Below are 26,707 nucleotides of genomic sequence, written 5' to 3' on the forward strand. Positions count from 1 at the left end.
GTCCGGACGTAAAGCGCGATTTGTGCCGCTGAGCGAGACCCGCGCATACGGCCCGGCCCGCCACGCGGCGTAAATCGTGCAGTCCGGGCGCGTGCCCCCGGAGGGGACCCCGGCGACAACCCGCACGTACGAACCGGGCCGAGCCCAAGACGGCCCCCGGCCCCCGGCCGTCACCCGCAGGCGCGTACCGGGCCCCGCCCAAGACAGACCACCGCCCCTGGCCAGCAACCGCAGGTAGACACCGGGCCCAGCCCAAGACAACTAAAAGAGGCGGAGCTTGTCGTCCTCGATGCCCCTCAGGCCGTTGTAGTCCAGCACCACGCACCCAATGCCCCGGTCCGTAGCCAGCACCCGTGCCTGCGGCTTGATCTCCTGGGCCGCGAAGACGCCCCGGACCGGGGCCAGGTGCGGGTCGCGGTTGAGGAGTTCGAGGTAGCGGGTCAGCTGCTCGACGCCGTCGATCTCGCCGCGGCGCTTGATCTCGACCGCCACGGTCGCCCCGTCCGCGTCGCGGCAGAGGATGTCGACGGGGCCGATCGCCGTGGGGTACTCGCGGCGGATCAGGGTGTAGCCCTCGCCGAGTGTCTCGATGCGGTCGGCGAGCAGCTCCTGGAGGTGCGCTTCCACGCCGTCCTTGATGAGGCCGGGGTCGACGCCCAGTTCGTGGGAGGAGTCGTGGAGGACCTCCTCCATGGTGATGATCAATTTCTCGCCCGCTTTGTTGACGACGGTCCATACACCGGCGTCGTCGTCCACACCTTCCTTGAGCGTGCAGGGTGGCGACATCCAGTTGAGCGGTTTGTACGCCCGGTCGTCGGCGTGGATGGACACACTGCCGTCGGCTTTGACCAGGATGAGACGGGGCGAAGAGGGCAGGTGGGCGGTGAGCCGGCCCGCGTAGTCGACGGAGCAGCGGGCGATGACGAGACGCATGGTCGGCAACGCTATCCGACCGCCCGTGCCCCGCGCGATTCGCCCCGGAAGCCCCGTTCGTTATTGGCCGGTTGTGGTCCCATTCTCCTGGTGCGGTCCGGGCGGCGCGCCTAACGTGGAAGCAGGAGGTCGCCGGTCGTGCACGCTGCGTCGTCGTCGCCTCCTTCCCTGCCCGTAAGGCCCCGGGTCCCGGGGTCGCGAGAGGAGAACCCATGTCGCTCGACGTCTCACCGGCGCTGTTGGAACAGGCCGAGCGAGGCGAGGTCGACGAAGCGGAATTCGTCGACTGCGTCCGGACCTCCCTGCCCTACGCATGGGAGATGATCAGTTCTCTGGTGGTACAGCAGAAGGTGGACGGCACCCCGTTCGCCGACAACCAGACGCCCCCGCCGGACGAGCAGGCTCGCGGTCAGCTGCTGCGCGCGCTCGCCAGTGATGCCATTCGTGGCGCTCTTCAGCGACATTTCGGAGTGCGGCTCGCATTCCAGAACTGCCACCGTGTCGCGGTGTTTCCGCTGGACCCCGCGGTGGACGAGCGGCTGGCCCGCTTCACCTCGGTGAGGGCCCAGCTGCTCAATCAGTCACCCGAACTCCGGGACTGCTGACGCCTCTTGCTGCCGCTCCGCGCTGTGACGGTGTCATGGTGCTGGAGCGGCAGCCGTCGGGAACAGGTCAGGTGAGGAGCGGCAGGACGTCGGTGCCCAGGCGCCGTACGTTCTCCTCGGTCGCGGCGAGATCGCCCGATCCTTCGACGAGCAGGGCGAACCGTGTGATGCCGGTACGTTCGGCGGTGGCCGCGAGGCGGTCAGCGGCGAGCCGGGCCGGGCCCACCGGGTGCAGGCCGCAGAGCAGTTCGGTGTAGGCGACGGGGTCCCGCATGGGCCGTTGCCTGCCGTCGACCGTCACATGCGCGCCGAGGCCCTGCCGCAGCCAGCCCGGCATCGCCTTGACGAGGGTCTCGACGGCCTCGGCCCGGTGGTCGGCGATCTGTGCCACCCCGGCGGAGACATGCGCGGCGTGCGCGATCTCCGCGGCCGGGCGGCCCGCTTCGCGTGCGTGGGTACGCCACAGGGCGACCATCTCCGCCTTCTCCTCGTCGCCGCAGTGCATGCCGAGCAGCATGGGCAGGCCGCTCTCGGCGGCGAGCTTCACGCTGCGCGGCGAGGTGCACGCCATGATCGTCTCGGGGCCGCCGGCGCCGGGCAGTTCGTCCGGGCACGGTACGACCGGGACCTCGCGGAAGGCGAACCGGTCCCCGTCGGCCGAGACGCGCGGCTCGCGCAGCCAGCGCAGCAGGAGGCCGAGGGACTCGGGAAAGTCCCGCTCGTAGGCGCTCAGGCCGGTCCCGAACACCTCCAGGTCGACCCAGGGGCCGCCCCGGCCCACGCCGAGTGTGAACCGGCCGCCGGACAGGATGTGCAGCAGCGCGGCCTGCTCGCCGAGCGCCACCGGATGTACGTTCGGCAACACGCTGACCGCCGTACCCACCCGGATGTGCCGGGTCCGCCCGAGCAGCACTCCGGCCATGGTCACGGCCGACGGGCAGACGCCGTACGGCACGAAGTGGTGCTCGGCGAGCCAGACCGCGTCGAGCCCGGATTCCTCGGCCAGTTCGGTGGTGCGCACCGCCCTGTGCAGCGCTTCTCCCGGTCCCTGGCCCGGGAACTGGGCGGACAGTACAAAAGCTCCAACACGCATCGCCTTCTGCCTCCTCGCGGCCGACGCGACTCCCCCTACCGGCAACAACGGCTGACACGTGCCAAAGGCACGGCCCGGTGGAAAAATCTTGCGATTGTCCGCTAAGTACGGTCCGCGGGCGGGGTGGGCCCGGGCCGCGCGGGACGTGTACCCCGTTGCGCGGGCCGTAGGCTGGGGGAGAACCTGTGCTGTCGGCCCCGTGAGGTGTCCTGTGTCCCCGCGTCGTAACCGCCCCCGAGGCGGCGAGAATCCGACCGAGCGCGCCGGTGAGGCGGGGGAGCGGTACGGCGGGTTCCAGCGGTCCGAAACATGGCAGGGCGAGAATTGGTCAGTCCGCCACGTGGCCGGGGCAAGTGCCGCGGGCAAGCGGTACCGCTGCCCGGGGTGCGATCAGGAGATCCCGTCGGCGCTCCCGCATGTGGTGGCGTGGCCCGAGTACGGGGGCGTGGACGACCGGCGCCACTGGCACCAGGCGTGCTGGAACGCGAAGGACCGCCGCACCTCGCGGGTGCAGCGGTCCCGTAACGCGCCGAAGTACTGAGCCGCCCTAGACGTCCCTCCGGTGGAGCGAGGCGTACGCGCCCGCCATCGCGACCGCCGTCACGCCCAGCAGGATCCACAGCGGCTGCCAGGCGTCCGGCGCGGAGGTGCCGATCTCGGATCCGGCCATCCCGTAGAACACGGCCATCTGGACCGGGATGTTGTAGTCGAGCAGGAACTCGCGGATGGACATCAGCGACTCCGAGAACATGAAGATCGCCAGGATCAGCGGCAGCAGCACCACACCGAGCATCGTGGTGACCGCGCCCGCCGAGTGCCGCACCAGCGCGCCGACGGCCAGGGAGAGCAGCCCCAGCGTCGCCAGATAGAAGCTCACGCCCACGGTCGCCCGGAACCACTCCTCGTAGCTCGGGGCGCGGCCGTCCAGGATGGCGACCTGGAGCGCGCCCACGACCAGGGTGGTCACCGTCGACACCGAGAAGACCAGCCCGAAGAAGACCAGCGACTTCGCCGCCAGCACCCGGCCCCGGCTCGGGCACGCGGTCAGGGTGGAGCGGATCATGCCCGTGCCGAACTCGGAGGTGATGGTCAGGGCCCCGAGCGTGATCACGCACATCGAGCCGAGCAGCATCCCGTAGAAGCCGTGCATCAGCGTGTTCTCGGCACTGCTGTCGTACGAGGTGAGGGAGACCAGCCAGGCGGCCAGCAGCCCGATGCCGAGCATCAGCGCGACCATGACGCCGAGCGTCCACATCGTGGAGCGCAGGGAACGGATCTTGGTCCACTCGGAGGTCAGGGCGTCGCCGAGATGGGCCCGCCGGGCCGGGATCGGCGAGACGTATCCGCCGTGCGGAGCCTGCGGGGCCGGCTGAGGGTGCGGCTGCTGCGGATGCTGTGCGGGAATCTGCTGGTACGGGGTCGTCATCGGGCGTCCTCGTCGGTGTCGCTCTTCGTCGGTGCGGCGGGCGGTGCGGCGGGCGGCACGGCGGGTGCCGCGGGCGGGTTCTGGCCGGGCGGCGGCGGCGCGTACCAGCCCTGCGTCGGCACCTCGGGGACGACGGGCGAGACGTACCCGTACGGTCCGGGCCCGTAACCCTGGTGCGGGGGCTGAAATCCGGACAGTTCATCGGCGGTGGAACGGTAGTCCACAGCGCTCTGTGTCATCCGCATGTAGGCCTCCTCCAGCGACGCCTGGTGGGGGGACAGCTCCCAGAGCCGTACGTCCGCGGCGTGCGCCAGATCACTGATCCTGGGCAGCGGCAGCCCCGTGACCCGCAGCGCGCCGTCCGGCTCCGACAGCACCTGACCACCGGCCTCGACCAGCGCCGATGTCAGCTTCTCGCGCTGCTCGGGCTCGCTCCCCGGGGTACGGACCCGGGCGAAGTCCGCCGAGTTCGCGGAGATGAAGTCCTTGACGCTCATGTCGGCCAGGAGCCGGCCGCGGCCGATCACGATCAGATGGTCGGCGGTCAGCGCCATCTCGCTCATCAGATGGGAGGAGACGAAGACCGTCCTGCCCTCGCTCGCCAGCTGCCGCATCAGATTGCGCACCCAGAGGATGCCCTCGGGGTCGAGACCGTTGACGGGCTCGTCGAAGAGCAGCACCTGCGGGTCGCCGAGCAGTGCTGCCGCGATGCCGAGCCGCTGTCCCATCCCGAGGGAGAAGCCGCTCGACCGCTTCCTGGCGACGTCCTGGAGACCGACGACCCCGAGCACCTCGTCGACGCGGGTGGCCGGGATGCCGGAGAGCTGGGCCAGCGACAGGAGGTGGTTGCGCGCGCTCCGGCCGCCGTGCACGGCCTTGGCGTCGAGGAGCGCGCCGACCTGGCGCGGCGCGTTCGGCAGCTGCCGGAAGGGGTGCCCGCCGACGTGCACCTGTCCCGACGTGGGCCGGTCGAGCCCGACGATCATGCGCATGGTGGTCGACTTGCCGGAGCCGTTGGGGCCGAGGAACCCGGTGACATGGCCGGGCCGTACCTGGAAGGAAAGGTTGTGCACGGCCGTCTTGGCGCCGTAGCGCTTCGTCAGGCCGATCGCCTCGATCATTCGCCAAGCCCCATCGACAGATCAGTCGTCGGGGCAGTGGCCGCCGCGGCCGAAAGCCCCCGTAAGAGTAAGGAGGATATCCGGGCGTTGACGGTTCCGGCGAAGAGTTACGGGCGCGCGCGCTCAGGCGTCCCGCTTGCGCAGCACCGCGTAGCCGCCCAGCAGCGCAGCCGCGACCCAGAGCACCATGATGCCCAGGCCCTGCCACGGCCCGTACGGGGCCGGCGTGGAGTTCAGGGCGTTCGGGACCACCTGCATGATCTGCCGGCCGGCCTGGTCGGGGAAGTAGCGGGCCACGGATCTGGCGCCGGGGACGGCCGCCAGGATCTGCGAGACGAGGAAGAAGAACGGCATCAGGATGCCAAGCGACAGCATCGAGCTGCGCAGCATCGCCGCCACCCCCATCGAGAAGAGCGCGATCAGCGCCATGTAGAGCCCGCTGCCGATCACCGCGCGCAGCACGTTCGGCTCGCCGATGCCCGTACGGTGGCCGCCCAGCAGCGCCTGGCCGAGGAAGAACGCCAGGAACCCGGTCACGAGCCCGGTCACCAGCGCCAGCACCCCGGCCACCAGGACCTTGCCGAAGAAGAACGTGCCGCGCTGCGGTACGGCGGCGAGCGAGGTGCGGATCATGCCCGAGCTGTACTCGGAGCCGACCACCAGCACCCCGAAGACCACCATGGCCAGCTGGCCGAGGACCATCCCGGAGAAGCTGGTGTACGTGGGGTCGAAGGTCTCCCGTTCCGCCGGCCCCAGATCGCCGAACTGCGCGTTCACCACCGCGGAGAGCGCCGCGCCGAGGGCCACGGTCACGACGAGGGCGCTGATCAGCGTCCAGGTCGTGGAGGAGACCGTACGGATCTTGGTCCACTCGGACCGCAGGACCGCGGGTACCGATGCCATGGTCAGGCCCCCTTGCCCTGGTCGTCCCGGCCGCCCGGGCGGTTCGCGCCCCAGGCCGGCGACGACTCCCAGCCGGGCGCCGACTGCGCGTGGTACTCGACCGTCTCCGCCGTCATCTGCATGAACGCCTCTTCGAGCGAGGCGCGCTGGGCGCTCAGCTCGTGCAGCACGATGCCGTGCCGGGCCGCCAGTTCGCCCAGCTCGGCGGTCTCCACCCCGTCGATCTCCAGCGAGCCGTCCGCCGCCTCGGCCGAGGTGAAACCGGCCTCGGACAGCGCGTCCTTGAGCCGCTCGCGGTCGGGCGAACGGAGCCGGGTGAAACTGCGGGAATTCTCGTGGATGAAGTCCGCCATCGAAGTGTTCGCCAGCAGTCTGCCGCGCCCAATGACGATCAAGTGATCGGCGGTCAGGGCCATTTCACTCATCAGATGGCTGGAGACGAAGATCGTCCGGCCTTCCCGGGCAAGCGATTTCATCAGATTGCGGATCCAGTGGATTCCCTCGGGATCCAGACCGTTCACCGGCTCGTCGAACATCAGGATCCGTGGATCACCGAGCAGCGCCGTCGCGATACCGAGCCGCTGCCCCATCCCCATCGAGAAGCCCTTCGGCTTCCGTTTCGCCACGGAGGAGAGCCCGACCACATCGAGCACCTCGGACACCCGGCTCGCCGGAATACGGTTGCTCTGCGCCAGACAGAGGAGATTGTTGTAGGCGCTGCGCCCGCCGTGCATGGCCTTGGCCTCCAGCAGCGCGCCCATGTGCGTGAGCGGCTCGGGAAGCTCGCGGTAGTGCTTCCCGTCGATCCTGACCGTGCCGCTGGTCGGATGGTCCAGATCGAGCATCATCCGCATCGTGGTCGACTTGCCCGCGCCGTTGGGTCCCAGAAAACCCGTCACCACTCCCGGTCTCACCTGAAAGGTGAGGTGGTCGACGGCGACCTTCTGGCCGAAGCGTTTGGTGAGCCCCTCAACCTCGATCATGCGGCCCAACCTAAAGGCGCGCAAAGCCCCCCGCCACTGGAGTGGCGAGGGGCTTTTGTGATCGTTACCCAATCGTACGATCCGATGCCGGAGCGTAGTATTCCGGGTGGTCCGGACCGCGGGCGCCGGTAACGAGCGGAGCCTTCGGTTCAGCTTCAGCGGGACTGCTGAGCCGGGACACCGCGGGAGATCGGCTCGTCGTCGACCGGGCTGCCGGCGGCGGCCACGGCGGCCCCCGTCAGCGTCGCCAGCATCTCGCGGACATTGGTGAGCTGCGCGTTGATCGAGTCGCGGCGGTTCGTGAGCGCCGCCAGCTCGCGCTCCGATTCGCTGCGGATACGGTCGGCCTTGGCGTTCGCGTCGGCGACGATGTCCTCGGACTGACGCTGCGCCGTCTCGACGGTCTGCCGGGCCCTGCGCTCCGCGTCCGTACGCAGCTTCTCCGCCTCCAGGCGGAGCTGCTCGGCGCGGTGCTCGATCTCGGCGAGGCGCTTCTCGGCCTTGGCCTGACGCGACGCCAGGTCCCGCTCCGACTGCTCACGCCGCTTGGCGAGGTTCGTCTCGAAGTCCGCGGCGGCCTGGGCGGCCTTGGCACGGGTCTCCTCGAAGAGCGCGTCCGCCTCCTCGCGCTTCGACTGCGCGTCCTTCTGCGCCTCCGAGCGGAGCGTAGCGGCGTCGCCCTTCGCCTTGTCGACGATACGGACGCCCTCGTCCTCGGCCTTCGCCTTGCGGTCGGTGGCGAACGCCTCGGCGTCGTTGCGCACCTGCTGAGCCGCCGACTCGGCCAGTTCGCGGTGCTGTTCGGCGGCGCGACGGGCCTCCTCGCGCAGGTCCTTCGCCTCCTCCTCGGCGAGGCGGAGGATCTTCTCGACGCGGGCGCCGAGCCCGGCGTACGACGGCTCCGCGTCGCTGACCTGGGCCTGAGCGTTCTGCGTTTCGAGGTGGAGTTCCTCGATGCGCTTTTCGAGAGCGGTGATGCGTGCCAGTGCGCTGTCACGGTCGGCGACGAGTTTGGTAATGCGGTCGTCCACCTGACCGCGGTCGTAACCACGCCGCACGAGCTCGAAGCCGAATGGGGAGGAAGTGTCGCTCATGGGGTTCCTGTCGAATGAGACCGGTGAGGTGATAGGGGGAATCCTAGGGGCCTAAGCGGCGTGTCATCGAGCGGATGTCGGTTTGATCTGGAGAATGTCCAGCCTTTTGAGTGGCTAGTTGTCGGAAGACTTGCCACTCGAACGGGTGATTCCAGCCGTGGCGCCCGCCTTGACTGGGTTGTCCTTCCCGGCTGCTGACGGCGATTCGAACGACTCCAACGCCTCCAGTACGTCCTGGACACGGGAAATCTCGGCCTGGATGTCCTCCCGTCTGCGCACCAGGATGTCGAGTTCGCGCTTGCCGTCCTCGACCATCCGTTTCGCCTCAAGATCGGCATCGGCGCGCAACTTCTCGCCCTGCCGAGTGAGATCGGCCTTCTTCAGTTCGGCTTCCTTGAGCAGCCCCTCGGCCTTGCGCACCGCCGCGATACGGACCTTGCTCGCCTCCGAATTGGCGTCGGCGATCAGCTCCTTGGACTTCGTCTCGGCATCGGCACGCTGCTCCATGGCCGCCTTGAGCAGATTGTCGACGCGGTCGCCGGTGGTCCTGATCTGCTCGGACGTCTCGCGCCGCGCGCGGTCGTGGAGCTGCTCGATCTCGTTCTCGGTGCGGACCCGCAGTTCCTCGGTCCGCTCCCGTATGGCCGTCGCGTCCCTGCGGGCGCCCAGCAGCAGCTCGTCCGCGTCCGTACGGGCCTTCTCCACCAGGGAGTTGCCCTCCACCGTCGCGTCCGCGGTGATCCGGCCGGCCTCCTTGCGGGCCGCCGCCACCATCCGGTCGGACTGCGTCTCGGCCTCGGTGGCGACGTTGAGCGCCTCCTCCTGGGCCTTGTTGATGAGCTGGTCGGCCTGCTCGGCCGCGTCGGAACGGCGCTTGGCCGCGTCCTTGCGCGCCTCGTCGAGCAGCCAGTCCGTCTCCTCCTGGGCCTCGTTGCGCTGCCGTTCCGCCGCCGCCTCGGTCTCCGCCTTGAACCGCGCGGCCTCGGACCGCAGCCGCTCCGCGGCCTGCTGCGCGGCGCCCACCGTCTCGGCGGCCTCCGCACGCATCCGCTCGGCCTCGCCCGTGGCCTCCGAGATGAGCCGGTCGGCCTGGGCCGCCGCCTCGCCCCGGATCCGGTTCGCGTCCGTACGGGCCTCCGCACGGGCCCTGGACGCGTCCTGCTCGGCCGCGGCCAGCGAGTCCGACGCCTCCGTCCGTACCCGCTGCGCGTACTCCGCGGTGTCGGAGCGCAGCCGCTCCGCCTCCTGGATCGCGTCGTTGACGGTCCGTTCGGCCAGCGCCTGCGCCGCGTCCGACTCCTCCTGGGCGCGCACCAGCAGCCGGTTCGCGTCCTCGGCGGCACGCTCCCGCTCGGCGAACGCGTCCGCCCGTACCCGGTCGGACTCCTCCTGCGCCTCGCCCCGCACCCGGTCCGCCGACATCTCGGCGGCGGCGCGCTGCGCGGTGATCTCCTGCTCGGCCTGGTCGTGCAGCCCGGCGACCGACTCCCGTACCTGCTGGGCGGTCTGCTCGGCAGCCGCCACCAGCTCCGTGGCCCGGTAGTCCGCCTCGGAGACCAGCCGCTGAGCCTCGGTCCCCGCGTCCTCGACCCGTTTACGGGCCGACGCCAGCAGCTCCTCGCTCTGCTCGCGGGCCCGCTCGCGCTCCTGGTCCGCCTCGGCGCGGGCGCCGGTCAGCGTCTCCTCGGCCTCGCGGCGCCGGCGTACGGCCTCCTCCTGCGCGGCGGCCAGCGCCTCCGCGGCCTCCGTACCGACCCGCTCGGCGGCGGCAGCAGCCTCGGACCTGGTGCGGTCGGCGCTCTCCTGCGCCTCCGTCTTGAGCCGCTCCGCCTCAGCGGCGGCCTCCGACCGCATCCGGACCGCGGAGTTCTCCGCCTCCGCGCGCGACTGCGAGGCATCGGCAGCCGCCTCGTCACGCAGCCGCTGCGCCTCCTCCTCGGCCCCCGCCTGGAGCGTACGGGCCCGCTCGGCGGCCTCCGTACGTACCCGCTCGGCCTCCTCGGCGGCCTCCCGGCGCAGCCGCTCGCTCTCCGTACGGGCCTCGCCGAGCGCCTCCTCGGCGGCGGCCAGCCGCTGCTCCGCCTCCGTGTGCAGCCGGACCAGCTCGTCGGCCGCCTCGGCCTTGCGGGCCTCGACCCCGCGCTCGGTCTCCTCGCGCATCTCGGCGGCGGCCTGCTCGGAGGCCTCCCGCATCGTCTGGGCCAGGTCCTCGCCCTCGACCCGCAGCGTCTCGGCCTCGCCGCGGGCGCGCTCCAGCGCGTCCTCGGCCTGCCGGCGCAGCGTCGTGGCGCGCTCGATGGCCTCCGTACGTACGCGCTCGCTCTCGGCGGTGGCGCCCGAGCGCAGCTCGTCGGCGTCCGCCCTGGCCTTGCCGAGCAGCTCCTCGGCGGAGCTCGCCGCCTCCTCGATCTTCTGGACGGCCTCGCGCCGCGCCTCGCCCCGGATCCGCTCGCCCTCGGCGACCGCCTCGGAACGCAGCGTCTCGGCCTCGCCGCGCAGCCTGCGGGCCTCTTCCTGAAGCTCGACGGTCTTGGCGCGGTACTCCTTGGTGTCGTCCTTCGCCGCGCCCTTGAGCTGGTCGGCCTGCTCGGCGGCCTCGCCGCGCAGCCGGTCGGCCTCGGCCTCGGCCTCGCCGCGGATCCGCTCCGCCTCCTCGCTCGCGGACCTGGTGGTGGCCCGGGCGTCGTCGGACGCCTTGGTCAGCACCTCCTCGGCGGTACGGGCGGCCTTCGCCAGCTGGGCCGCGGTGTCCTCCGCCGCGACCGTACGGGCCTTCTCCGCGGCCTCCGCGACCAGCTTCTCGCCCTCGGCGCGGGCGTCGGCGAGCGCCTGCTCGGCCTCGGACCTGGTGGCCTCGGCCTCCTTCGTCGCCTCGCCGACCATCCGCGCGATCTCGGACTTGGCCGTACGGGTGCGCTGATCGTTCTGCGACTCGACGCCGGACAGCCGCTTGGCCGCGGTCTCCTTGGCCTCCCCGACGACCTTCTCGGCCTCGGCGCGCGCCTCGCGCAGCCGCTCCGTCGCCTGCTGCATCCGCTGCTCGGCGGCGCGGCTCAGCTCGGCGGCCTGCTGACGGGCCTGGTCGGACTCGGCGGCCGTCGAGGAACGCAGCTGCTCGGCGTGGCCGGCGGTCTCCTGCGCCTGCGCCTGCGCCGCGTTCAGCAGCCGCTCGGCGTCCCTGCGGGCCCGCAGCAGCATCGCTTCTGCTTCCGAGCGGGACGCCTCGGCCTCCGAGCCGAGCCGCCTGCGCGCCTCCTCGGCGATCCGGGCGGCCTCCGCGCGGGCGGCCGACAGGGACTGCTCGGCCTCGGCGCGCGACTCGTCGAGCAGCCGCCGCGCCTGGGACTCCGTACGGGCGCGGAGCTGCTCGGCCCACGCGACGTTCTCGTTGACGTGCGACTCGACGGTCTGCCGACGCTCCGCCAGTTCCTGGTCGAGCCGCTGGCGCCGCTGGACGGCCTCGCCGTGCAGCTCGGCCTGGAGCCTGGCCTGATGCTCCGCGTGCTCCTGGAGGATCCGCTGCGTCTGCGCGCGCGCCTCCCGCAGCTCGCGCTCGGCGTCGGCGCGCATCTGCTCGGCCTGCATCTGGGCGTTGCGCAGCTGCTGTTCGGCCTGGTAGCCGAGGTCGCCGCTGTCGTAGGACGGGCGGGTCGCCAGACTGCGGCGCGCCTCATGGAGCTTGGCGCGCAATACCTCGACCTGGTAACCGAGGTCCTCGGCGTGCTGGACGGCCTTCTCCCGCGCGGTCTTCAGCCGGTCCATCTCGGCTTCGAACCGCGAAAGGTGGTCGTCGTCAGCTCGGTGGCTCTCCTGGCGTTCGTAGCCCCGCACTGCGCGGTCCCATCCGTCCCATGGTCGCAACTGCCCAATTGGGCACCGCTCTCGGCGAACGGCCCCCCGGGGAATGGTGACAGATCAATGACAGGGGCGCGGCCCCGGCCCGGCCCCGGCCCGGAGTCGCCCACTCTACCGGGCCGGGAATCCTTAAGGTCAGTGCTCCGGGCGGGAGGTGACGAGTTCTGTCAGTACGCCGTGGCAGTCCTTGGGGTGCAGGAAGGTGATGCGGGAGCCCATCGACCCGGTCCGCGGCTGGTCGTACAGTACCCGGACGCCCTTCTCGCGCACCGCCTGGGCGTCCCCGTCCACGTCCGCGGTACCGAACGCGATGTGATGAACTCCCTCGCCGTTCTTCGCCAGCCACTTCCCGACGGCCGAATCCTCCCGGACGGATTCGAGGAGCTGGAGGTACGAAGCCCCGCCGTCCGACGTCTCGTTGATCTTCAGCATGGCCTCGCGCACCCCCTGTTCCTCGTTGACCTCGGTGTGGAACACCTCGAAGCCGTACGTGGCCCGGTAGAACTCGACGGTCGCATCGAGGTCGAAACAGGCGATTCCGATGTGGTCGATTCGCGTCAGCATGGGAACAGTGCAGCGGCACGGGGGTGATTACGCAACGTGCGCGCCGTCACACGCACCGGCGGGTGACCCGGGACCTGACCGCTCAGTACATTTGAAGTGAACCAGCGTTCACACCCTGTCCCACGCCGTAATAAGGGGATCGCGTCTCATGACAGCTCCGCACACCACCACCTCCGTGATCGTCGCGGGCGCCCGTACCCCGATGGGGCGGCTGCTCGGCTCGCTGAAGTCCTTCTCCGGCGCCGAACTGGGCGGCTTCGCCATCAAGGCCGCGCTGGAGCGGGCCGGGATCGGCGGCGACCAGGTGCAGTACGTGATCATGGGCCAGGTGCTCCAGGCAGGTACGGGCCAGATCCCGGCCCGCCAGGCCGCGGTCCTGGCCGGCATCCCGATGAGCGTGCCCGCGCTCACGGTCAACAAGGTCTGTCTCTCCGGGCTCGACGCGATCGCGCTGGCCGACCAGCTGATCCGCGCCGGCGAGTTCGATGTGATCGTGGCGGGCGGCCAGGAGTCCATGACGAACGCCCCGCATCTGCTGCCCAAGTCCCGCGAGGGGTACAAGTACGGCGCGGTCGAGATGCTCGACTCGATGGCGCACGACGGGCTGACCGACTCCTTCGAGGGCATCGCGATGGGCGCCTCCACGGAGAAGCACAACGCGCTCCTGGGCATCGCGCGCGGCCCGCAGGACGAGTTCGGCGCGCTCTCCCACCAGCGGGCGGCGGCGGCCCGCAAGAATGGCGTGTTCGAGGCGGAGATCGTCCCCGTCGAGATCCCGCAGGGCAAGGGCGACCCGGTGGTCTTCGCCCAGGACGAGGGCATCCGCCCCGAGACGACGGCCGAGTCCCTGGCGGGGCTGCGGCCCGCGTTCGCCAAGGACGGCACGATCACGGCGGGCACGTCCTCGCCGATCTCCGACGGCGCCGCGGCGGTCGTGGTGATGAGCCGGGCGAAGGCGGAGGAGCTGGGGCTCGACTGGATCGCCGAGATCGGCGCGCACGGCAATGTGGCGGGCCCGGACAACTCGCTCCACTCCCAGCCGTCGCACGCGATCCGGCACGCGCTGGACAAGGCGGGCCTGGGCGTCGAGGACCTCGATCTGATCGAGATCAACGAGGCGTTCGCGGCGGTCGCCCTCCAGTCGATGGAGGATCTCGGGGTGTCCCCGGAACGGGTGAACGTGAACGGTGGCGCCATCGCGCTGGGCCACCCGATCGGCATGTCGGGCGCCCGGCTCGTGCTGCACCTGGCGCTGGAGCTGGGGCGGCGCGGCGGCGGGACCGGGGTGGCGGCGCTCTGCGGGGGCGGCGGCCAGGGCGACGCGCTGATCGTCAAGGTGCCCGGGCGCGCGGCCGAGTAGTTCACGGTCGTTCCAAATGACGCGCCGACTCACGCGCCGGCTTACGCGCCGACTTGCGTGGCCTTCACCGACGAGGAGAGGAACCGAGCTGTGACGCAGGACGTCCCCGAGCTGGTGGCACGGGCGCGGGAGGGCCGGCCGCGGGCGGTGGCCCGGCTGATCTCGCTGGTCGAGGGGGCGTCCCCGCAGCTGCGCGAGGTGATGGCGGCGCTGGCGCCGCTCGCGGGCAGCGCGTACGTCGTCGGGCTGACCGGACCGCCCGGGGTCGGCAAGTCGACCTCGACGTCCGCGCTGGTCTCCGCGTACCGGCGGGCGGGCCGGCGGGTGGCGGTGCTGGCCGTCGACCCCTCGTCGCCGTTCTCCGGCGGCGCGCTGCTGGGGGACCGCGTCCGGATGTCCGAGCACGCCTCCGACCCCGGCGTCTACATCCGCTCGATGGCCACCCGCGGCCATCTCGGCGGCCTGGCGTGGGCGGCGCCGCAGGCGATCCGGGTGCTGGACGCGGCGGGCTGCGACGTGATCCTGGTGGAGACCGTCGGGGTCGGCCAGTCGGAGGTGGAGATCGCCTCCCAGGCGGACACGTCCGTGGTGCTGCTCGCACCGGGGATGGGCGACGGCATCCAGGCGGCCAAGGCGGGCATCCTGGAGATCGGCGATGTGTACGTGGTCAACAAGGCGGACCGCGACGGCGCGGACGCGACGGCCCGCGAGCTGAACCACATGCTCGGCCTCGGCGAGGCACGCGGCCCCGGCGACTGGCGCCCGCCCATCGTGAAGACCGTGGCGGCCAGGGGCGAGGGCATCGACGAGGTGGTCGAGGCGCTGGAGAAGCACCGCGCCTGGATGGAGGAGCACGGCGTCCTCGCCGAACGCCGCACCCGCCGCGCGGCCCACGAGGTCGAGACCATCGCCGTCACCACCCTGCGCGAACGCATCGGCGACCTCCACGGCGACCGCCGCCTGGACGCCCTGGCGCAGCGCATCGTGGCGGGGGAACTGGACCCGTACACGGCGGCGGACGAACTGGTGACGGGCATTACGGGCGGCCGGCGCTGACCGCCTTTCCGTCCGCCTCAGTCGTCGTACCGGTCGTGGTCGTGGTCGTCGGAGCGGTCGCTGTCGTCGTCGCGGTCCGCCGTGACCTTGGCGGTCCGCGCGTCCACGTGCACCTCGCGCTCACGGCCGTCCTCGCCGCGCACCTCGACCTCCCAGCGGGCGCCCGGGGCGTCGTCGTCGATCTCGGCGGACTCCACGGCGCCCGGTACGGAGGCGAGGGCGGCGGCGACCGCCCGCCGGACGTCCACCGCGGCGGCGCTCAGCGCGGCGCGGTCCTCGGCGTCGTCGTCCCGGTCGTCCCTGTCGTCGTCGCGGTCCGCGCGGTCCACCCGTACGGCGCCGGTGGCCGCGTCCACCGTCAGCTCGCGCCGGACCTCGTCCGTGGCGAAGAGGTCGATCTCCCAGCGGCCGGCGCGGTCGTCGTCCCGCTCTACGGAGGCCACGGCCGCGCCGGGAAACTCCTTCAGGGCCGCCGCCACCGCCTCGCTCGCGGTGAGCTCCGTACGGTCTCCGGCCGAGGACACCGCCGTGGCTGTGGCGGTGCCCGTGGCTGTGGCGGTCGGCGCCGCCGTCGCCGTCGGACGCTCCGCCCGTACGGTGTCCGTGCTGTGCGAGGCGGCGAGTGCCGTGTAGGTGCCGCCGCCGATCAGCGCCGCCGCGGTGATCGCGGAGAGGGCGAGCTTCAGCTTCATGAGGGTCTCCCGGGTGGGCCGTTGGGGATCCGTGTCGATCCGGTTCTCACTGTGTCCCGCGGAAGCTGAAGGCAGCCTGAAGCCGGCTGAAGCGATCTTCAGGTTCGGTTTGGCAGGGTGGGGCCATGCGCTTGCTGATCGTGGAGGACGAGAAGCGGCTCGCGGTCTCCCTCGCCGGGGGACTGCGGGCCGAGGGCTTCGCCGTCGATGTCGTGCACGACGGACTCGAAGGGCTGCACCGCGCGAGCGAGGGCGTCCACGACCTGGTCGTGCTCGACATCATGCTGCCGGGCATGAACGGCTACCGGGTCTGCGCGGCCCTGCGCGCCGCCGGGCATGACGTACCGATCCTGATGCTCACCGCGAAGGACGGCGAGTACGACGAGGCGGAGGGGCTCGACACGGGCGCCGACGACTATCTGACCAAGCCGTTCTCGTACGTCGTGCTGGTGGCCCGGGTCAAGGCGCTGCTGCGCAGACGCGGTTCGGCCGGTGTCTCGCCGGTGCTGCGGATCGGGACGCTGAGCGTCGACACGGCGGCTCGCAGGGTCTTCCGGGACGAGACCGAAGTGGCTCTGACGGCAAAGGAGTTCGCCGTTCTGGAGCAACTGGCGGTGCGGGCGGGCGAGGTGATCGGCAAGCAGTGGATCCTGGAGCACGTCTGGGACTTCGCCTATGACGGCGACCCGAACATCATCGAGGTCTACATCAGCGCGCTGCGGCGCAAGCTCGGCGCGGCGGCGATCCAGACGGTGCGCGGCGCCGGATACCGGCTGGTCGCGTCGTGAGACGCCGCCGGTTCGGATCCGTACGGGCCAGGGCGTCCCTCGGCGCGACGGCCGTGGTGGCGGTCGCGCTGCTGGCCGCGGGCGTCGCGGTGCTTCTCTCGCTGCGGTCGAACCTCACGGAGCAGGCCGGCCGGCAGGCAGACAGGGCGGCGCGCGAGGTCGCGCTGGACATCGCCTCCCGGGTCCCTGACCGGGTCGCGTACGCGAAGCTCGAACTGCCCGACGAGGAGGACCATCCGGTCCAGGTGACCGACGAGGACGGCCGGCTGCTGGTGGCCAGTGAGGGGCTGGAACGGATCAGCGGTACCGGAGTCCGCGCGGTACGGGTGACGGCCACGCCCGCCGCCGCCGGGGACGACGCCGGGGATGACGACGGGGACGACGATGCCGATGACGACGGCGCCCATGACGACGGCGCCCATGACGACGGCGCCCATGACGATGACGGCCCCGCCGTCGGCGAGATCGGCGACACGACCTCGTACAGCTCGGGCAGCGCCACGGTGGACGGTGACACCGCCGACTACCGCTTCGCGACGATCGAGGCGACCGACCGCGCGGGCAGGACGGTCCTCGTCCACGCGGGCGCCTCGCTCGCGGACCGGCGGAGCACCGTCGCCGGCACCGCCGCCGCCATGCTGGCGGGCCTGCCCGTGCTGCTGCTGGTGGTCGGGGGAGTGACCTGGCTGATGACCCGCCGGGCGCTCAGGCCCGTGGAGGGCATCCGGCGGGAGATGGCGGCCATCACCGCCTCCCAGGACCTGTCCCGGCGGGTGCCTGAGCCCGCCACGCGCGACGAGGTGGCCCGGCTGGCCCGTACGACCAACGAGACGCTCGCCGCGCTGGAGACGTCCGTGGAGCGGCAGCGCCGCTTTGTCGCGGACGCCTCGCACGAACTGCGCAGCCCCATCGCCTCGCTCCGTACCCAGCTGGAGGTGGGCGAGGCGCATCCGGCGCTGCTGGACGTTCCCGGCGCGGTCGCCGACACCGTACGGCTCCAGCGGCTCGCGGCCGATCTGCTGCTGCTGGCACGGCTGGACGCGGGCGAACGGCCCTCCCGTGCCGCCCGGTTCGATCTGGGCGCGCTGGCGCACGAGGAGGTGTCGCAGCGGACCGGGGACCGGTTTCCGGTCGTTCTCGATGTGCGGCCGGGCGCGGAAGTGGCCGGATCCCGTGGGCAGTTGGCCCGGGTGCTGGGCAATCTGCTGGACAACGCGCAGCGCCACGCCGCCGGTTCGGTCACCGCGTCCGTACGGCGGTCGGGCTCCGCGGTCGTCCTCGTGGTCGCCGACGACGGCCCCGGGGTGCCGGACGCGGAGCGCGAGCGGATCTTCGAACGGTTCGTACGGCTCGACGACGCCCGCAGCCGCGACGAAGGCGGCGCCGGGCTCGGGCTGGCCATCGCCCGCGATGTGGCCGAGCGGCACGGCGGTACGCTCACGGTCGGCCGCGCGGAGTGCGGCGGCGCGCTCTTCGAGCTGCGGCTGCCCCCGGCCGACGGCGCCGAGGCGCCCGACGGGCCCTGAGGGCCGGCGGCCGGGCGTACCGTCGGCTCAGAGCTTGCCGCGCCGCCCGTGGAGGTGCTCCGCCACCGGCGTCAGGGACGCGCGCAGCTCGGCCAGGGCCTCGGGGGAGAGCAGGTCGATGAAGTGCTTCCGGACGGACTCGACGTGGTGCGGCGCGACCTTCTGCATGGTCGCCATGCCGGTGTCCGTGAGGACCGCGAAGAGTCCGCGCCGGTCCGATTCGCAGTGCTCCCTGCGGACGAGCCCGGCCGCCTCCATGCGGGTGATCTGGTGGGAGAGGCGGCTCTTGGACTGGAGTGTGGTGGCGGCGAGATCGCTCATCCGCATCCGGCGGCCCTCGGACTCGGAGAGATTCACCAGGATCTCGTAGTCGTTCATGGTCAGGCCGAACGGCTGAAGGTCCTTCTCCAGCTGGTGTGTCAGCAGCTTGTTGACATCCAGATGGGTGCGCCACGCGCACTGCTCGGCGTCGCTCAGCCAGCGGGTGGCCGTCTCGGTCTCCATGTATCTATTCTACCTAAGAAGTTGAATTCTGGACGAAATTCCTCCGGGTGAGGAGTGTGACGCCGCGCACGGGATCTTCGTCGCGGAGGCCCGCGGAAGGGGTCACGCGTTCGACGTCACACTCCGCAGACTACCGCTCACTGACCGAAGCGGCGCTGGTGGTCGGCGCCGGGCACCCCGGCTCCGGCCTCGGGCGGCGGTGTGCCCGTCGGCTGTTCCGCCATCAGCTCCTCCGACGACTGGAGCAGCACCGTTCCCGCCCCGACGAACTCGAACTGGTGCTCCTCGCCGGACACGCCCCCGAACCCCGTCAGGGACCGGAAGCCGCCGAACACGCCGGACATATAGCCATGATCGTAGTGGTGGCAGGGGGACGGGCAGTCCGCCCAGCCGACCAGCGCCTGCGGATCCACCCGTAGCGGCGGCTCCATGAACACCACGGGCCCGTTCGACGCCGCGACGAACTTCCCCGTGCCGATCAGCGTCAGAAACCCCGGCACGATCGACTGCTTGAGCGACAGCGACGGCTGGAACGCCAGCAGATTCCCCGACCGGATCGTCAGATTCCCGTCCTCCAGGTCGAAGGAGTTGACGTCGAAGGCCCGGTCCGCCAGCAGCATCTTGCCGCTGCCCGCCGCCACCACCCAGTCGGCCACGTGCAGCGGCGAGTGGAAGCTGCCGCGGATCAGCCCCTCGAACCGGCCGTGGCCGATCCCGTCGAAGTCGATCTGCCCGTAGTAGGCGATCATCTTGCCCTTCTGGAGGAACCACTGACTCCCCGCCAGTTCCACACAGAAGGTGTACGCGTTGACGTTGTCGTCGCTCGGCAGCGTCGTCGGGTCGAACACCACCGGCGCGCTCAGGGCTCCACCGCTCACAGCTTGTCCTCCGATGCCTGGACATAGACCGCGCCGGTGCCGCTCAGCTCCAGCTGGAACGCCTCGCCCGAACCGCGGCCCACCATCTCGCGCCAGCCGACCGCCGCCGAGAGCTTGTTCCGTACGTCGCCGTGGTGGGCCACGTACGCCTGCGGGTCCACCCGGATGTCCGCGCCCGGGGTGATCGGCAGCTCGATCACCCCGCCGTGCGCCATCACCGCGACCGCGCCATGGCCCTTGAGCGTGGTGGTGAACAGCCCCTGGCCGGTCACCTGGCCGCGCACCATGCCCATGACCCCGCCCTGCGAGCCCATGAACATCGTGCCCTGCTGGAGCGTCCCGTCGAAGGCGAGCAGCCGGTCGGCCTCCACGTACAGGGTGTCGCCGGCGAGGTTGATCACCTGGATGTGGTGGCCGCCGTGGCCGAACATCACCGTGCCGTTCCCCTCCACCGTCATCAGCGGGGTGGCCTCGTTGGCCACGCGCCGGCCGATCATCGACATCAGGCCACCCTGGCCGCCCTGGATGTTCGGCGTGAAACTGACCTCGCCCCGGTACGCGAGCATCGCGCCCCGCTGGCTGTACATCGTCCGGCCGGGCGCCACCGTCGCCTCGACCACCTTCGCGTTGATCTCCCGGAACGGCACTAGAGATCACCCCCGATCGTGTTGCGCTCGCTCGGCTGTACGTAGACGAGCCCGTCGCCCTCGAAGCGGATCTGGAAGGACTCGCCCGTTCCCTCCCCGATGATCGTCCGGAAGTTCACCCCGGACTGGAGCTTCTGCTGGAGCTTCCCCTGATGCGCGATGTACGCGCCCGGGTCGACGTACAGCGGGTACTGGGGGGTCACCCGGAGGATCACCGCCTCGCCGTCCGACATGATCGCCGCCTGGCCCGTGCCCTCGACCGTGGTCGTGAACAGGCCATTGCCCGACGCGCCCCCGCGCAGCCCCGTGAACGTCGTGCCGGTGCGCAGCCCCGCGTCGGTGCAGAGCAGATTGCTCGACTCGACATGGAGCTTGTCGCCGTGCAGCGAGACGAGGTTGATATCGCTCGCGCGATCCGCGAAATAGCAGGTCCCCTGGCCCTTCACCTCCATCACGGTCATCTGTTCGCCGGTGAGCCGACGGGTCACCATTCCCCGCAGCCCCTCACCGCCGCCCGTCAGTTTCTTGAACGTCATCCGGCCGTCGTACGCGACCATCGAACCGTTCTTCGCCTTGACGGCGTCGCCGGTCATGTCGACGGCGAGCACCTTGCTGCCTTGCAGTCGGAACTGAGCCACGCATCGACGGTATCCCGGCCCCACCCGCCGCCGACAGGGCTTCCGCCCCCGAACGGCCCCTGAACGGCCCCTGAGCCGTCCCGGACACACCCCTGACCCGACCCTGGCCGGAACGGGCCGAAGCCGGGCTGGCACAATGGCCGAGCGCTTGTGCGCGCTTTCACAAGATCGGGTTGGCGCCGCACGAGATCACGTAGCCCCCGATGACGAAGGTGCCTGCCTCGTGGACATCAGCAACGCCGCCCCGCTCCACCGCCTCCGCCTGATCTCCGTGCCGGAGGCCGTATCGTTCCTCCTCCTCATGGTCTGCTCGGTGCTCAAGCGGACGACGGACTTCAACGCGGTCCCGGTGATGGGAGCCATCCATGGCGTCCTGTTCATCCTGTACGTGATCTTCTGGGCCCTCGCCTGGATCCGCGTCCGGTGGTCCTTCGGGACGGCCGCCCTCTACTTCGTGCTCTCCGTGCTGCCGGCCGGCGGCTTCTTCGCGGACCGCAAGCTCAAGCGCGAACTCGACGACGCCGTCATCGCCTCCCGCGCCCGCCGCGAAGGTACCGTGACCGCATGATCGTCGCCTTCTCCGTCTCTCCCCTCGGTGTCGGGGAGGACGTCGGCGAGTATGTCGCCGACGCCGTCAGGGTCGTCCGCGAGTCCGGTCTGCCGAACCGTACGGACGCGATGTTCACCTCCGTAGAAGGCGACTGGGACGAGGTGATGGACGTCGTCAAGCGCGCCGTCGCCGCCGTCGAGGCCCGCGCCGGCCGCGTCTCGCTCGTCCTCAAGGCCGACATCAGGCCCGGCGTCACCGACGGTCTCACCTCGAAGGTCGAGACCGTGGAGCGCTACCTCGCCCCGTAGCCGCCGCCGCGGATCCGCCCCCGGTGGACCCCGTACGCAGTAACCCGCGAGCGTAAAACCGCCCGCACGGACGCCTCCAGTCGACACGCCGGTCAATCTCCCTTTCTGTGGGGATATCGACCTCGCGAATCAGCTGGAGGCACCGTGCGGCCCGAGGGTGACGACAACGACCTCGACCTCGACCAGGACGACGTACTCGCCTACGACTACGACGCCCACAGCTGTCTGGCCGGCCCCCTCATGGAGCCCGGCCGGACCGCCCCCTACCGAGTGGGCTACCGGAGTCTGCTCGCGCGCGAGCCCCGCCGAATACGCGCCGTCCTGCTGATGGCCCTCGCACCGGTCCTCTCCGGCGCCCTGCTGGTCTACCTGGTCTGGCCCAGCCACCGCACCGAGCGCGAGGGCGGCGACCGCTGGCTCATCGTCTTCGACCACGTGATGCTCGGCTCGATCGGGTGCATCGCCCTGTTCATGCTGGTCAACGTCGCCTCGGTGGCCCACGCCACCATGGTCGCGCGGGACCCGATACCCGTCCCCGCCGAGATCGGCACCCGGGTCGCCTTCCTCACCACATACGTCCCCGGCACCGAACCGCTCGCCATGGTGCGGGGCACCCTCGAAGGAGCGGTACGGCTGCGCCACCGCGGCCCGCTCGACATCTGGCTGCTCGACGAGGGCGACGACCCCGCCGCCCGGGCGCTCTGCGCGGAGCTGGGGGTACGGCACTTCACCCGTAGGGGTGTCCCCGAGTGGAACCGCCGCAAGGGCGTCCACAAGGCGCGCACCAAACACGGCAACTACAACGCCTGGCTCGCGATGCACGGCGACGACTACGACTTCTTCGCCTCCGTCGACACCGACCACATCCCGCTCCCCAACTTCCTGGAGCGGATGCTCGGTTACTTCCGCGACCCGGACATCGCCTTCGTCGTCGGCCCCCAGGTGTACGGCAACTACACCTCGCCCGTCACCAAGGCCGCCGAGTCCCAGCAGTTCCTGTTCCACGCGCTGATCCAGCGGGCCGGCAACCGCTACCACGCCCCCATGTTCGTCGGCACGAACAACGTCGTCCGGATCAAGGCGCTCCAGCAGATCGGCGGGCTGTACGACTCGATCACCGAGGACATGGCCACCGGCTTCGAGATCCACCGCACCCGCAACCCGCTCACCGGCCGCTTCTGGCGCTCCGTGTACACCCCCGACGTGCTGGCGGTCGGCGAGGGGCCCGCGTCCTGGACCGACTTCTTCACCCAGCAGCTGCGCTGGTCCCGGGGCACCTACGAGACGCTCATCAAGCAGTACTGGAAGGCGCCCTTCCGGGTGCCGCCGGGCCGGCTGCTCAGCTACACGCTGATGCTCGTCTACTACCCCATGACCGCCGTCAACTGGTTCCTCGGCATCCTCAGCTGCGTCCTCTTCCTCTGGCTCGGCGCCTCGGGCACCCAGGTCTCGTCCTCGGTCCTGCTGATGCTCTACAGCGACGCCGCCGCCCTCCAGATCGGCCTCTACCTCTGGAACCGGCGCCACAACGTCTCGCCCCACGAACCCCAGGGCTCCGGCGGTCTCGCCGGCATGGCGATGTCGGCGCTCTCCGCGCCCGTCTACCTCAAGTCGCTCTGCTCGGCGCTGCTGCGCACCGAGGGCCGCTTCGTGGTCACCCCCAAGGGCGGCCGGACCAGCGCCGACGGGCCCGCGACCTTCCGGCTCCACCTCTTCTGGGCCGCCGTCCTCGCGGGCTCGCTCGTCGCGTCCGTACTCCTCGGCCACACCCATGCGGCGATGCGCACCTGGGCCGCGCTCGCGCTCGTGATCGCGCTCGCCCCGGTCGCCGTCTGGCTCTGGACCCTGCGCGCCGAACGCGCCGGTGCCGCCCGTACGGACGCCGTCCCCACGCGCGCCCCCGCCCCCGCGCAGGCGCCCGCGCCCGCCCCCACACACGCGCCTGCCGCGGTCCCGGTGACCGTATCGACGTCAGGAGGGAACTGACCCATGCAGCAGCGGAACAGGCAGCGGAACGAGCCGCGGAACAAGCCGCGGTACCGGCCGTCGAAGAAACTGCGGAAGACGCTGCTGGGCGGCGGCGCCCTGGTGGTGCTCGTCGGCCTCAACGCGCCCGCCGCCTACTCCTTCGCCGCCGAGAAGTACCACGCCTACAAGATCGCCCAGCCCGGCTACATGCAGCGCTACGGCTCCTGGTCGATGCTCGACGTCCCCAAGAAGTTCCGTACGAACGCGATCCACGCCGCCCTGCTGCACAGCGGCAAGGTGCTGATCGTCGCGGGCTCGGGCAACAACCAGCGGAAATTCGACGAGGGCTCCTTCGACACCATCCTCTGGAACCCGGCCGACAACTCGTTCAAGCGGATCCCCACCCCCGAGGACTTCTTCTGCGCCGGCCACTCCCAGCTCCCCGACGGACGGCTCCTGGTGGCGGGCGGCACCGCGCGCTACGAGGTCCTCGACGGCGAGGTCAGCCGGGCCGGCGGCGGGATGCGCGTCAAGAACGAGAACCCGGACCGGGCCCACACCTTCAAGAAGGGCACCCGCTTCCGCTCCCCGTCGGGCATCGAGTACGTCACCACCACCGCCGTCACCGTCCCCAAGGCGAAGAAGGAGTTTCAGGTCGGATACGGCAAGAGCGGCCGGATGCTGCCCTGGCGGACCAAGATCACGGCCGGGGAGGCCCGCGTTTTCGTCGAAGCCGTCGACAAGGGCCCCCAGGCGCTCACCACCCAGGCCGCGCAGTACGAGATCCTCGGCCTCAAGGGCAAGGACGCCGACAACCTCTACGGCCTCGCGCAGAAGCTCACCACCGAGAAGCAGGACTTCCAGGGCATCAAGTCGGCGTACGAATTCGACCCCAGGGCCGAGAAGTACGTCCCCGTCGACCCGATGCGGGAGGCCCGCTGGTACCCCACCCTCGTCACCCTGGACGACGGCAAGGTCCTCGCCGTCTCCGGCCTCGACGACGTCGGGGCCGTGGTCACCGGCGACAACGAGCTGTACGACCCGGCGACCAAGAAGTGGTCCCCGGGCCCCACCCGCTACTTCCCCACCTACCCCGCGCTCTTCCTCACCAAGGGCGGCAAGCTCTTCTACTCCGGCTCCAACGCCGGGTACGGCCCCGCGGACAAGGGCAGGCAGCCGGGGCTCTGGGACCTGAAGCGGAACACCTTCAAGAAGATCGACGGTCTCACCGACGCCGACCAGACCGAGACCTCCACCTCCCTGATGCTGCCCCCGGTCCAGGACCAGCGGGTGATGCTGCTGGGCGGCGGCGGGGTCGGCGAGTCGCCCAGATCCACCGCCCGCACGGCCATCGTCGACCTCAACCGCGACAGCCCCGCCTTCACGGCGGGCCCGAAGCTGCCGCAGGGCACCCGCTACCTCAGCAGCGTGCTCCTCCCCGACGACACGGTCTTCACCACCGGCGGCTCCTCCGGCTACCGGGGCCGCAGCGCCAGCGACATCCTCAAGGCGCAGTTCTACGACCCCAAGGCCAACACCTTCCGCCCGGCCGCCGACCCCACCGTCGGCCGCAACTACCACTCGGAGGCGCTGCTGCTCCCCGACGGCCGGGTCGTCACCTTCGGCTCCGACCCGCTCTTCAACGACGCCGACAACACCAAACTCGGCACGTTCGAACAGCGTGTGGAGATCTACACCCCGCCCTACCTCCAGGGCGACAAGGGGAAGAAGGAGAACCGCCCCTCCCTCGGCTCAGGGCCCGACAAGCTCGACGCCAAGGGCCGCGCGACCTTCCGTACGCCCCACCCGGAGCGCATCGCCAAGGCCCGCCTGATGCGCCCCAGCGCCGTCACCCACTCGACGGATGTGGAACAGCGCTCGGTCGACCTCAAGGTCAGCAAGGCCAAGGGCGCGGTGACCGTCGAGGCGCCCAACGACCGGGCGATGGTGCCCCCGGGCTGGTACATGCTCTTCGTCACGGACTCGGCGGGCGTTCCGTCGGAGGCGAAGTGGATCCAGGTCGGATGAGGGACGTACGGGACGTACGGGACGTGCAGGACGTGCGGGACGTACGGGCGCGGGCGGCGCCGCCCGCACCGCCCGCGGTCAGCCCTTCGCCCGGCGGGCCAGGCCGAGCGCGTACTCCGGCCACCAGGTCCCGGCCGCCGGGCCGCCCCGGCACGGGCCGTCCGAATCGCCGGGCCGCTTGATCCAGAGGAAGGCGTCGACCAGCTCGTTGCCGGTGTTGGTGGTGGGCGGCGAACCCAGGGCCCGCCCCGGCGGATTGCACCAGGCCTGGTCGCGTTCGCCGGAGAGCGGGCCCGCGCCGTTGCGGCTGGTGTCGATGGTGAAGTGCGCGTCGTTCAGCAGCGAGGAGAGCCGGGTGCCGTACGTCTTGACCGTGTCGTTCGTCTGGAAGTTCGACACATTGAGGGAGAAGCCGTCGGCCGCGCCGACGCCCGCCCGCTGGAGCGCCCCGGCGAGCTTGTCCGGGTCGGTGACCCAGGCGGGGTTGCCGGCGTCCAGATAGACCCGGGTGTGCGGCTGCTGCTTCAGCCGGCCGATCGCCCCGGAGAGCAGCTCGTACCGCTCGCCCTGGTTCTCGTCCGGAGTGCAGCCGTCCGTCAGGTGCGGTACGGCGTCGGGCTCCAGGATCACGATGGCGTCGGCGTCGCCGATCGCGCCGGCGAAGGCGCCGATCCACGCGCGGTACGCGTCGGCGTCGTGCGCGCCGCCCGCCGAGTACTGGCCGCAGTCGCGGTGCGGGATGTTGTACGCGACGAGGACCGCGGTGCGCTTGGCGGCCTTCGCGCCCCGTACGGCTGTGCGGATCCGCGGTTCCGGGTCGTCCCCGGCGGGCCAGTCGGCGACCGCGTGTTCCGCGACGCGCCGCAGGATCCTGGCGTCGTCCGCGCGCCCCTGCTTCTCCCACGCCCTGACCTGGCGGGCCGCGTCGCTGTCCGGGTCGACCCAGAAGGGCGACGCGACGGCCGGAGCGGCCTCGCCCCGTACCTCGGCGGAGTCGGTCCGCCCGGACGCGTCCCGGCGGTCACCGGCGGCGGACGGGTCGGGGGAGAGGGCGGAACAGCCGGTCAGGGCCAGCCCGATGAGGGCCGCCACGAGGGCGGTCGCGGTGCGTGGGCGGTGTGGTCTGCGGCCGGACATCCATACCTCTCGGGCGGTGAGCGCACGGGAATGGCGAGACCGGCATATCG

General features: G+C 71.1%; 25 protein-coding genes. 10 read left to right on the forward strand and 15 right to left on the reverse strand.

Annotated elements, in window-relative coordinates; translation table 11 throughout:
• Positions 1-261: 261 nt before the first annotated feature.
• Positions 262-933, reverse strand: a complete 672-nt coding sequence (gene nucS / locus AB0389_RS20655; protein WP_181957516.1) for an endonuclease NucS — start codon at positions 931-933, stop codon at positions 262-264.
• A gap of 212 nt (positions 934-1,145) precedes the next feature.
• Here nucS and AB0389_RS20660 point away from each other — a divergent pair, with 212 nt between their 5' ends.
• The gene (locus AB0389_RS20660) at positions 1,146-1,538 is read left to right on the forward strand and encodes an SCO5389 family protein (RefSeq protein WP_366396877.1); all 393 of its coding nucleotides are present in this window, start codon (positions 1,146-1,148) and stop codon (positions 1,536-1,538) included.
• Between the two features lie 67 nt (positions 1,539-1,605).
• Here AB0389_RS20660 and AB0389_RS20665 read toward each other — a convergent pair whose 3' ends face one another.
• A complete protein-coding gene (locus AB0389_RS20665; RefSeq protein ID WP_366396878.1) occupies positions 1,606-2,631 on the reverse strand; it encodes an LLM class flavin-dependent oxidoreductase in 1,026 nt (341 codons plus the stop codon).
• Positions 2,632-2,842: 211 nt separating this feature from the next.
• On the opposite strand from AB0389_RS20665, the gene AB0389_RS20670 reads away from it, so the two are divergent.
• Positions 2,843-3,172, forward strand: coding sequence for an ATP/GTP-binding protein (locus AB0389_RS20670; RefSeq protein ID WP_366396879.1), 330 nt, complete (start codon positions 2,843-2,845; stop codon positions 3,170-3,172).
• 6 nt (positions 3,173-3,178) lie between these two features.
• On the opposite strand, the gene AB0389_RS20675 is transcribed toward AB0389_RS20670, so the two are convergent.
• The 7 genes from AB0389_RS20675 to mce all read right to left on the reverse strand — a co-directional run bounded on the left by AB0389_RS20675 (position 3,179) and on the right by mce (position 12,577).
• The gene (locus tag AB0389_RS20675) at positions 3,179-4,057 is read right to left on the reverse strand and encodes an ABC transporter permease subunit (RefSeq protein WP_366396880.1); all 879 of its coding nucleotides are present in this window, start codon (positions 4,055-4,057) and stop codon (positions 3,179-3,181) included.
• A complete protein-coding gene (locus AB0389_RS20680) occupies positions 4,054-5,178 on the reverse strand; it encodes an ABC transporter ATP-binding protein (RefSeq protein ID WP_366396881.1) in 1,125 nt (374 codons plus the stop codon). Before AB0389_RS20680 ends, AB0389_RS20675 begins: the two co-directional genes overlap by 4 nt.
• A gap of 123 nt (positions 5,179-5,301) precedes the next feature.
• Positions 5,302-6,081, reverse strand: a complete 780-nt coding sequence (locus tag AB0389_RS20685; RefSeq protein WP_366396882.1) for an ABC transporter permease subunit — start codon at positions 6,079-6,081, stop codon at positions 5,302-5,304.
• A 2-nt stretch (positions 6,082-6,083) separates the two neighbouring features.
• On the reverse strand, positions 6,084-7,064 hold the full coding sequence (locus AB0389_RS20690) for an ATP-binding cassette domain-containing protein (RefSeq protein WP_366396883.1): 981 nt from the start codon (positions 7,062-7,064) through the stop codon (positions 6,084-6,086).
• A 155-nt stretch (positions 7,065-7,219) separates the two neighbouring features.
• Complete coding sequence (locus tag AB0389_RS20695; protein WP_114661891.1) at positions 7,220-8,158, reverse strand: cellulose-binding protein; 939 nt, start codon at positions 8,156-8,158, stop codon at positions 7,220-7,222.
• A 114-nt stretch (positions 8,159-8,272) separates the two neighbouring features.
• Positions 8,273-11,989, reverse strand: a complete 3,717-nt coding sequence (gene scy / locus AB0389_RS20700) for a polarized growth protein Scy (protein WP_366396884.1) — start codon at positions 11,987-11,989, stop codon at positions 8,273-8,275.
• A gap of 159 nt (positions 11,990-12,148) precedes the next feature.
• The gene (gene mce / locus AB0389_RS20705) at positions 12,149-12,577 is read right to left on the reverse strand and encodes a methylmalonyl-CoA epimerase (protein ID WP_114661895.1); all 429 of its coding nucleotides are present in this window, start codon (positions 12,575-12,577) and stop codon (positions 12,149-12,151) included.
• 148 nt (positions 12,578-12,725) lie between these two features.
• On the opposite strand from mce, the gene AB0389_RS20710 reads away from it, so the two are divergent.
• Entirely contained in the window at positions 12,726-13,937 is a 1,212-nt protein-coding gene (locus tag AB0389_RS20710; RefSeq protein ID WP_366396885.1) for an acetyl-CoA C-acetyltransferase, read from the forward strand.
• 90 nt (positions 13,938-14,027) lie between these two features.
• Positions 14,028-14,993, forward strand: a complete 966-nt coding sequence (gene meaB / locus AB0389_RS20715; RefSeq protein ID WP_366396886.1) for a methylmalonyl Co-A mutase-associated GTPase MeaB — start codon at positions 14,028-14,030, stop codon at positions 14,991-14,993.
• A gap of 17 nt (positions 14,994-15,010) precedes the next feature.
• Here meaB and AB0389_RS20720 read toward each other — a convergent pair whose 3' ends face one another.
• Positions 15,011-15,685 carry a PepSY domain-containing protein gene (locus AB0389_RS20720; protein WP_366396887.1) on the reverse strand — a complete coding sequence of 225 codons (675 nt, stop codon included), beginning with the start codon at positions 15,683-15,685 and terminating at the stop codon, positions 15,011-15,013.
• A gap of 125 nt (positions 15,686-15,810) precedes the next feature.
• Here AB0389_RS20720 and AB0389_RS20725 point away from each other — a divergent pair, with 125 nt between their 5' ends.
• Both AB0389_RS20725 and AB0389_RS20730 read left to right on the forward strand, forming a co-directional pair.
• A complete protein-coding gene (locus AB0389_RS20725; RefSeq protein ID WP_366396888.1) occupies positions 15,811-16,473 on the forward strand; it encodes a response regulator transcription factor in 663 nt (220 codons plus the stop codon).
• The gene (locus AB0389_RS20730) at positions 16,470-17,999 is read left to right on the forward strand and encodes a HAMP domain-containing sensor histidine kinase (protein ID WP_366396889.1); all 1,530 of its coding nucleotides are present in this window, start codon (positions 16,470-16,472) and stop codon (positions 17,997-17,999) included. Before AB0389_RS20725 ends, AB0389_RS20730 begins: the two co-directional genes overlap by 4 nt.
• 27 nt (positions 18,000-18,026) lie before the next feature.
• Here the strand turns inward: AB0389_RS20730 and AB0389_RS20735 are convergent, their stop codons facing one another.
• The 4 genes from AB0389_RS20735 to AB0389_RS20750 all read right to left on the reverse strand — a co-directional run bounded on the left by AB0389_RS20735 (position 18,027) and on the right by AB0389_RS20750 (position 20,666).
• Positions 18,027-18,503, reverse strand: a complete 477-nt coding sequence (locus AB0389_RS20735) for a MarR family transcriptional regulator (RefSeq protein ID WP_366396890.1) — start codon at positions 18,501-18,503, stop codon at positions 18,027-18,029.
• A gap of 137 nt (positions 18,504-18,640) precedes the next feature.
• Complete coding sequence (locus AB0389_RS20740) at positions 18,641-19,366, reverse strand: AIM24 family protein (RefSeq protein ID WP_366396925.1); 726 nt, start codon at positions 19,364-19,366, stop codon at positions 18,641-18,643.
• A gap of 11 nt (positions 19,367-19,377) precedes the next feature.
• Positions 19,378-20,028: an AIM24 family protein gene (locus AB0389_RS20745; protein WP_366396891.1), complete on the reverse strand. Its 651-nt coding sequence runs from the start codon at positions 20,026-20,028 to the stop codon at positions 19,378-19,380.
• Complete coding sequence (locus AB0389_RS20750; protein ID WP_366396892.1) at positions 20,028-20,666, reverse strand: AIM24 family protein; 639 nt, start codon at positions 20,664-20,666, stop codon at positions 20,028-20,030. Before AB0389_RS20750 ends, AB0389_RS20745 begins: the two co-directional genes overlap by 1 nt.
• Positions 20,667-20,889: 223 nt before the next feature.
• Between AB0389_RS20750 and AB0389_RS20755 the strand changes: the two genes are divergently transcribed.
• The 4 genes from AB0389_RS20755 to AB0389_RS20770 all read left to right on the forward strand — a co-directional run bounded on the left by AB0389_RS20755 (position 20,890) and on the right by AB0389_RS20770 (position 25,520).
• The gene (locus tag AB0389_RS20755; protein ID WP_366396893.1) at positions 20,890-21,234 is read left to right on the forward strand and encodes a DUF3817 domain-containing protein; all 345 of its coding nucleotides are present in this window, start codon (positions 20,890-20,892) and stop codon (positions 21,232-21,234) included.
• Positions 21,231-21,524, forward strand: a complete 294-nt coding sequence (locus AB0389_RS20760; RefSeq protein WP_366396894.1) for an MTH1187 family thiamine-binding protein — start codon at positions 21,231-21,233, stop codon at positions 21,522-21,524. The genes AB0389_RS20755 and AB0389_RS20760 overlap by 4 nt, the downstream gene beginning before the upstream one ends.
• A gap of 240 nt (positions 21,525-21,764) precedes the next feature.
• Positions 21,765-23,510 carry a cellulose synthase catalytic subunit gene (locus AB0389_RS20765; RefSeq protein ID WP_366396926.1) on the forward strand — a complete coding sequence of 582 codons (1,746 nt, stop codon included), beginning with the start codon at positions 21,765-21,767 and terminating at the stop codon, positions 23,508-23,510.
• Positions 23,511-23,513: 3 nt separating this feature from the next.
• The gene (locus AB0389_RS20770) at positions 23,514-25,520 is read left to right on the forward strand and encodes a kelch motif-containing protein (RefSeq protein ID WP_366396895.1); all 2,007 of its coding nucleotides are present in this window, start codon (positions 23,514-23,516) and stop codon (positions 25,518-25,520) included.
• A gap of 78 nt (positions 25,521-25,598) precedes the next feature.
• Here AB0389_RS20770 and AB0389_RS20775 read toward each other — a convergent pair whose 3' ends face one another.
• Positions 25,599-26,657 carry a glycoside hydrolase family 6 protein gene (locus AB0389_RS20775; RefSeq protein ID WP_366396896.1) on the reverse strand — a complete coding sequence of 353 codons (1,059 nt, stop codon included), beginning with the start codon at positions 26,655-26,657 and terminating at the stop codon, positions 25,599-25,601.
• Positions 26,658-26,707 lie beyond the last annotated feature (50 nt).

It is taken from the genome of Streptomyces sp. NPDC093109, from assembly GCF_040701725.1.
Lineage (GTDB): Bacteria > Actinomycetota > Actinomycetes > Streptomycetales > Streptomycetaceae > Streptomyces.

Bases quoted from the DNA above. Each gene is read 5' to 3' on its own strand.
- nucS (WP_181957516.1), bottom strand. From the start codon at position 933: ATGCGTCTCGTCATCGCCCGCTGCTCCGTCGACTACGCGGGCCGGCTC.
- AB0389_RS20660 (WP_366396877.1), top strand. From the start codon at position 1,146: ATGTCGCTCGACGTCTCACCGGCGCTGTTGGAACAGGCCGAGCGAGGC.
- AB0389_RS20665 (WP_366396878.1), bottom strand. From the start codon at position 2,631: ATGCGTGTTGGAGCTTTTGTACTGTCCGCCCAGTTCCCGGGCCAGGGA.
- AB0389_RS20675 (WP_366396880.1), bottom strand. From the start codon at position 4,057: ATGACGACCCCGTACCAGCAGATTCCCGCACAGCATCCGCAGCAGCCG.
- AB0389_RS20680 (WP_366396881.1), bottom strand. From the start codon at position 5,178: ATGATCGAGGCGATCGGCCTGACGAAGCGCTACGGCGCCAAGACGGCC.
- AB0389_RS20685 (WP_366396882.1), bottom strand. From the start codon at position 6,081: ATGGCATCGGTACCCGCGGTCCTGCGGTCCGAGTGGACCAAGATCCGT.
- AB0389_RS20690 (WP_366396883.1), bottom strand. From the start codon at position 7,064: ATGATCGAGGTTGAGGGGCTCACCAAACGCTTCGGCCAGAAGGTCGCC.
- AB0389_RS20695 (WP_114661891.1), bottom strand. From the start codon at position 8,158: ATGAGCGACACTTCCTCCCCATTCGGCTTCGAGCTCGTGCGGCGTGGT.
- mce (WP_114661895.1), bottom strand. From the start codon at position 12,577: ATGCTGACGCGAATCGACCACATCGGAATCGCCTGTTTCGACCTCGAT.
- AB0389_RS20710 (WP_366396885.1), top strand. From the start codon at position 12,726: ATGACAGCTCCGCACACCACCACCTCCGTGATCGTCGCGGGCGCCCGT.
- AB0389_RS20720 (WP_366396887.1), bottom strand. From the start codon at position 15,685: ATGAAGCTGAAGCTCGCCCTCTCCGCGATCACCGCGGCGGCGCTGATC.
- AB0389_RS20725 (WP_366396888.1), top strand. From the start codon at position 15,811: ATGCGCTTGCTGATCGTGGAGGACGAGAAGCGGCTCGCGGTCTCCCTC.
- AB0389_RS20735 (WP_366396890.1), bottom strand. From the start codon at position 18,503: ATGGAGACCGAGACGGCCACCCGCTGGCTGAGCGACGCCGAGCAGTGC.
- AB0389_RS20760 (WP_366396894.1), top strand. From the start codon at position 21,231: ATGATCGTCGCCTTCTCCGTCTCTCCCCTCGGTGTCGGGGAGGACGTC.
- AB0389_RS20765 (WP_366396926.1), top strand. From the start codon at position 21,765: ATGGAGCCCGGCCGGACCGCCCCCTACCGAGTGGGCTACCGGAGTCTG.
- AB0389_RS20770 (WP_366396895.1), top strand. From the start codon at position 23,514: ATGCAGCAGCGGAACAGGCAGCGGAACGAGCCGCGGAACAAGCCGCGG.
- AB0389_RS20775 (WP_366396896.1), bottom strand. From the start codon at position 26,657: ATGTCCGGCCGCAGACCACACCGCCCACGCACCGCGACCGCCCTCGTG.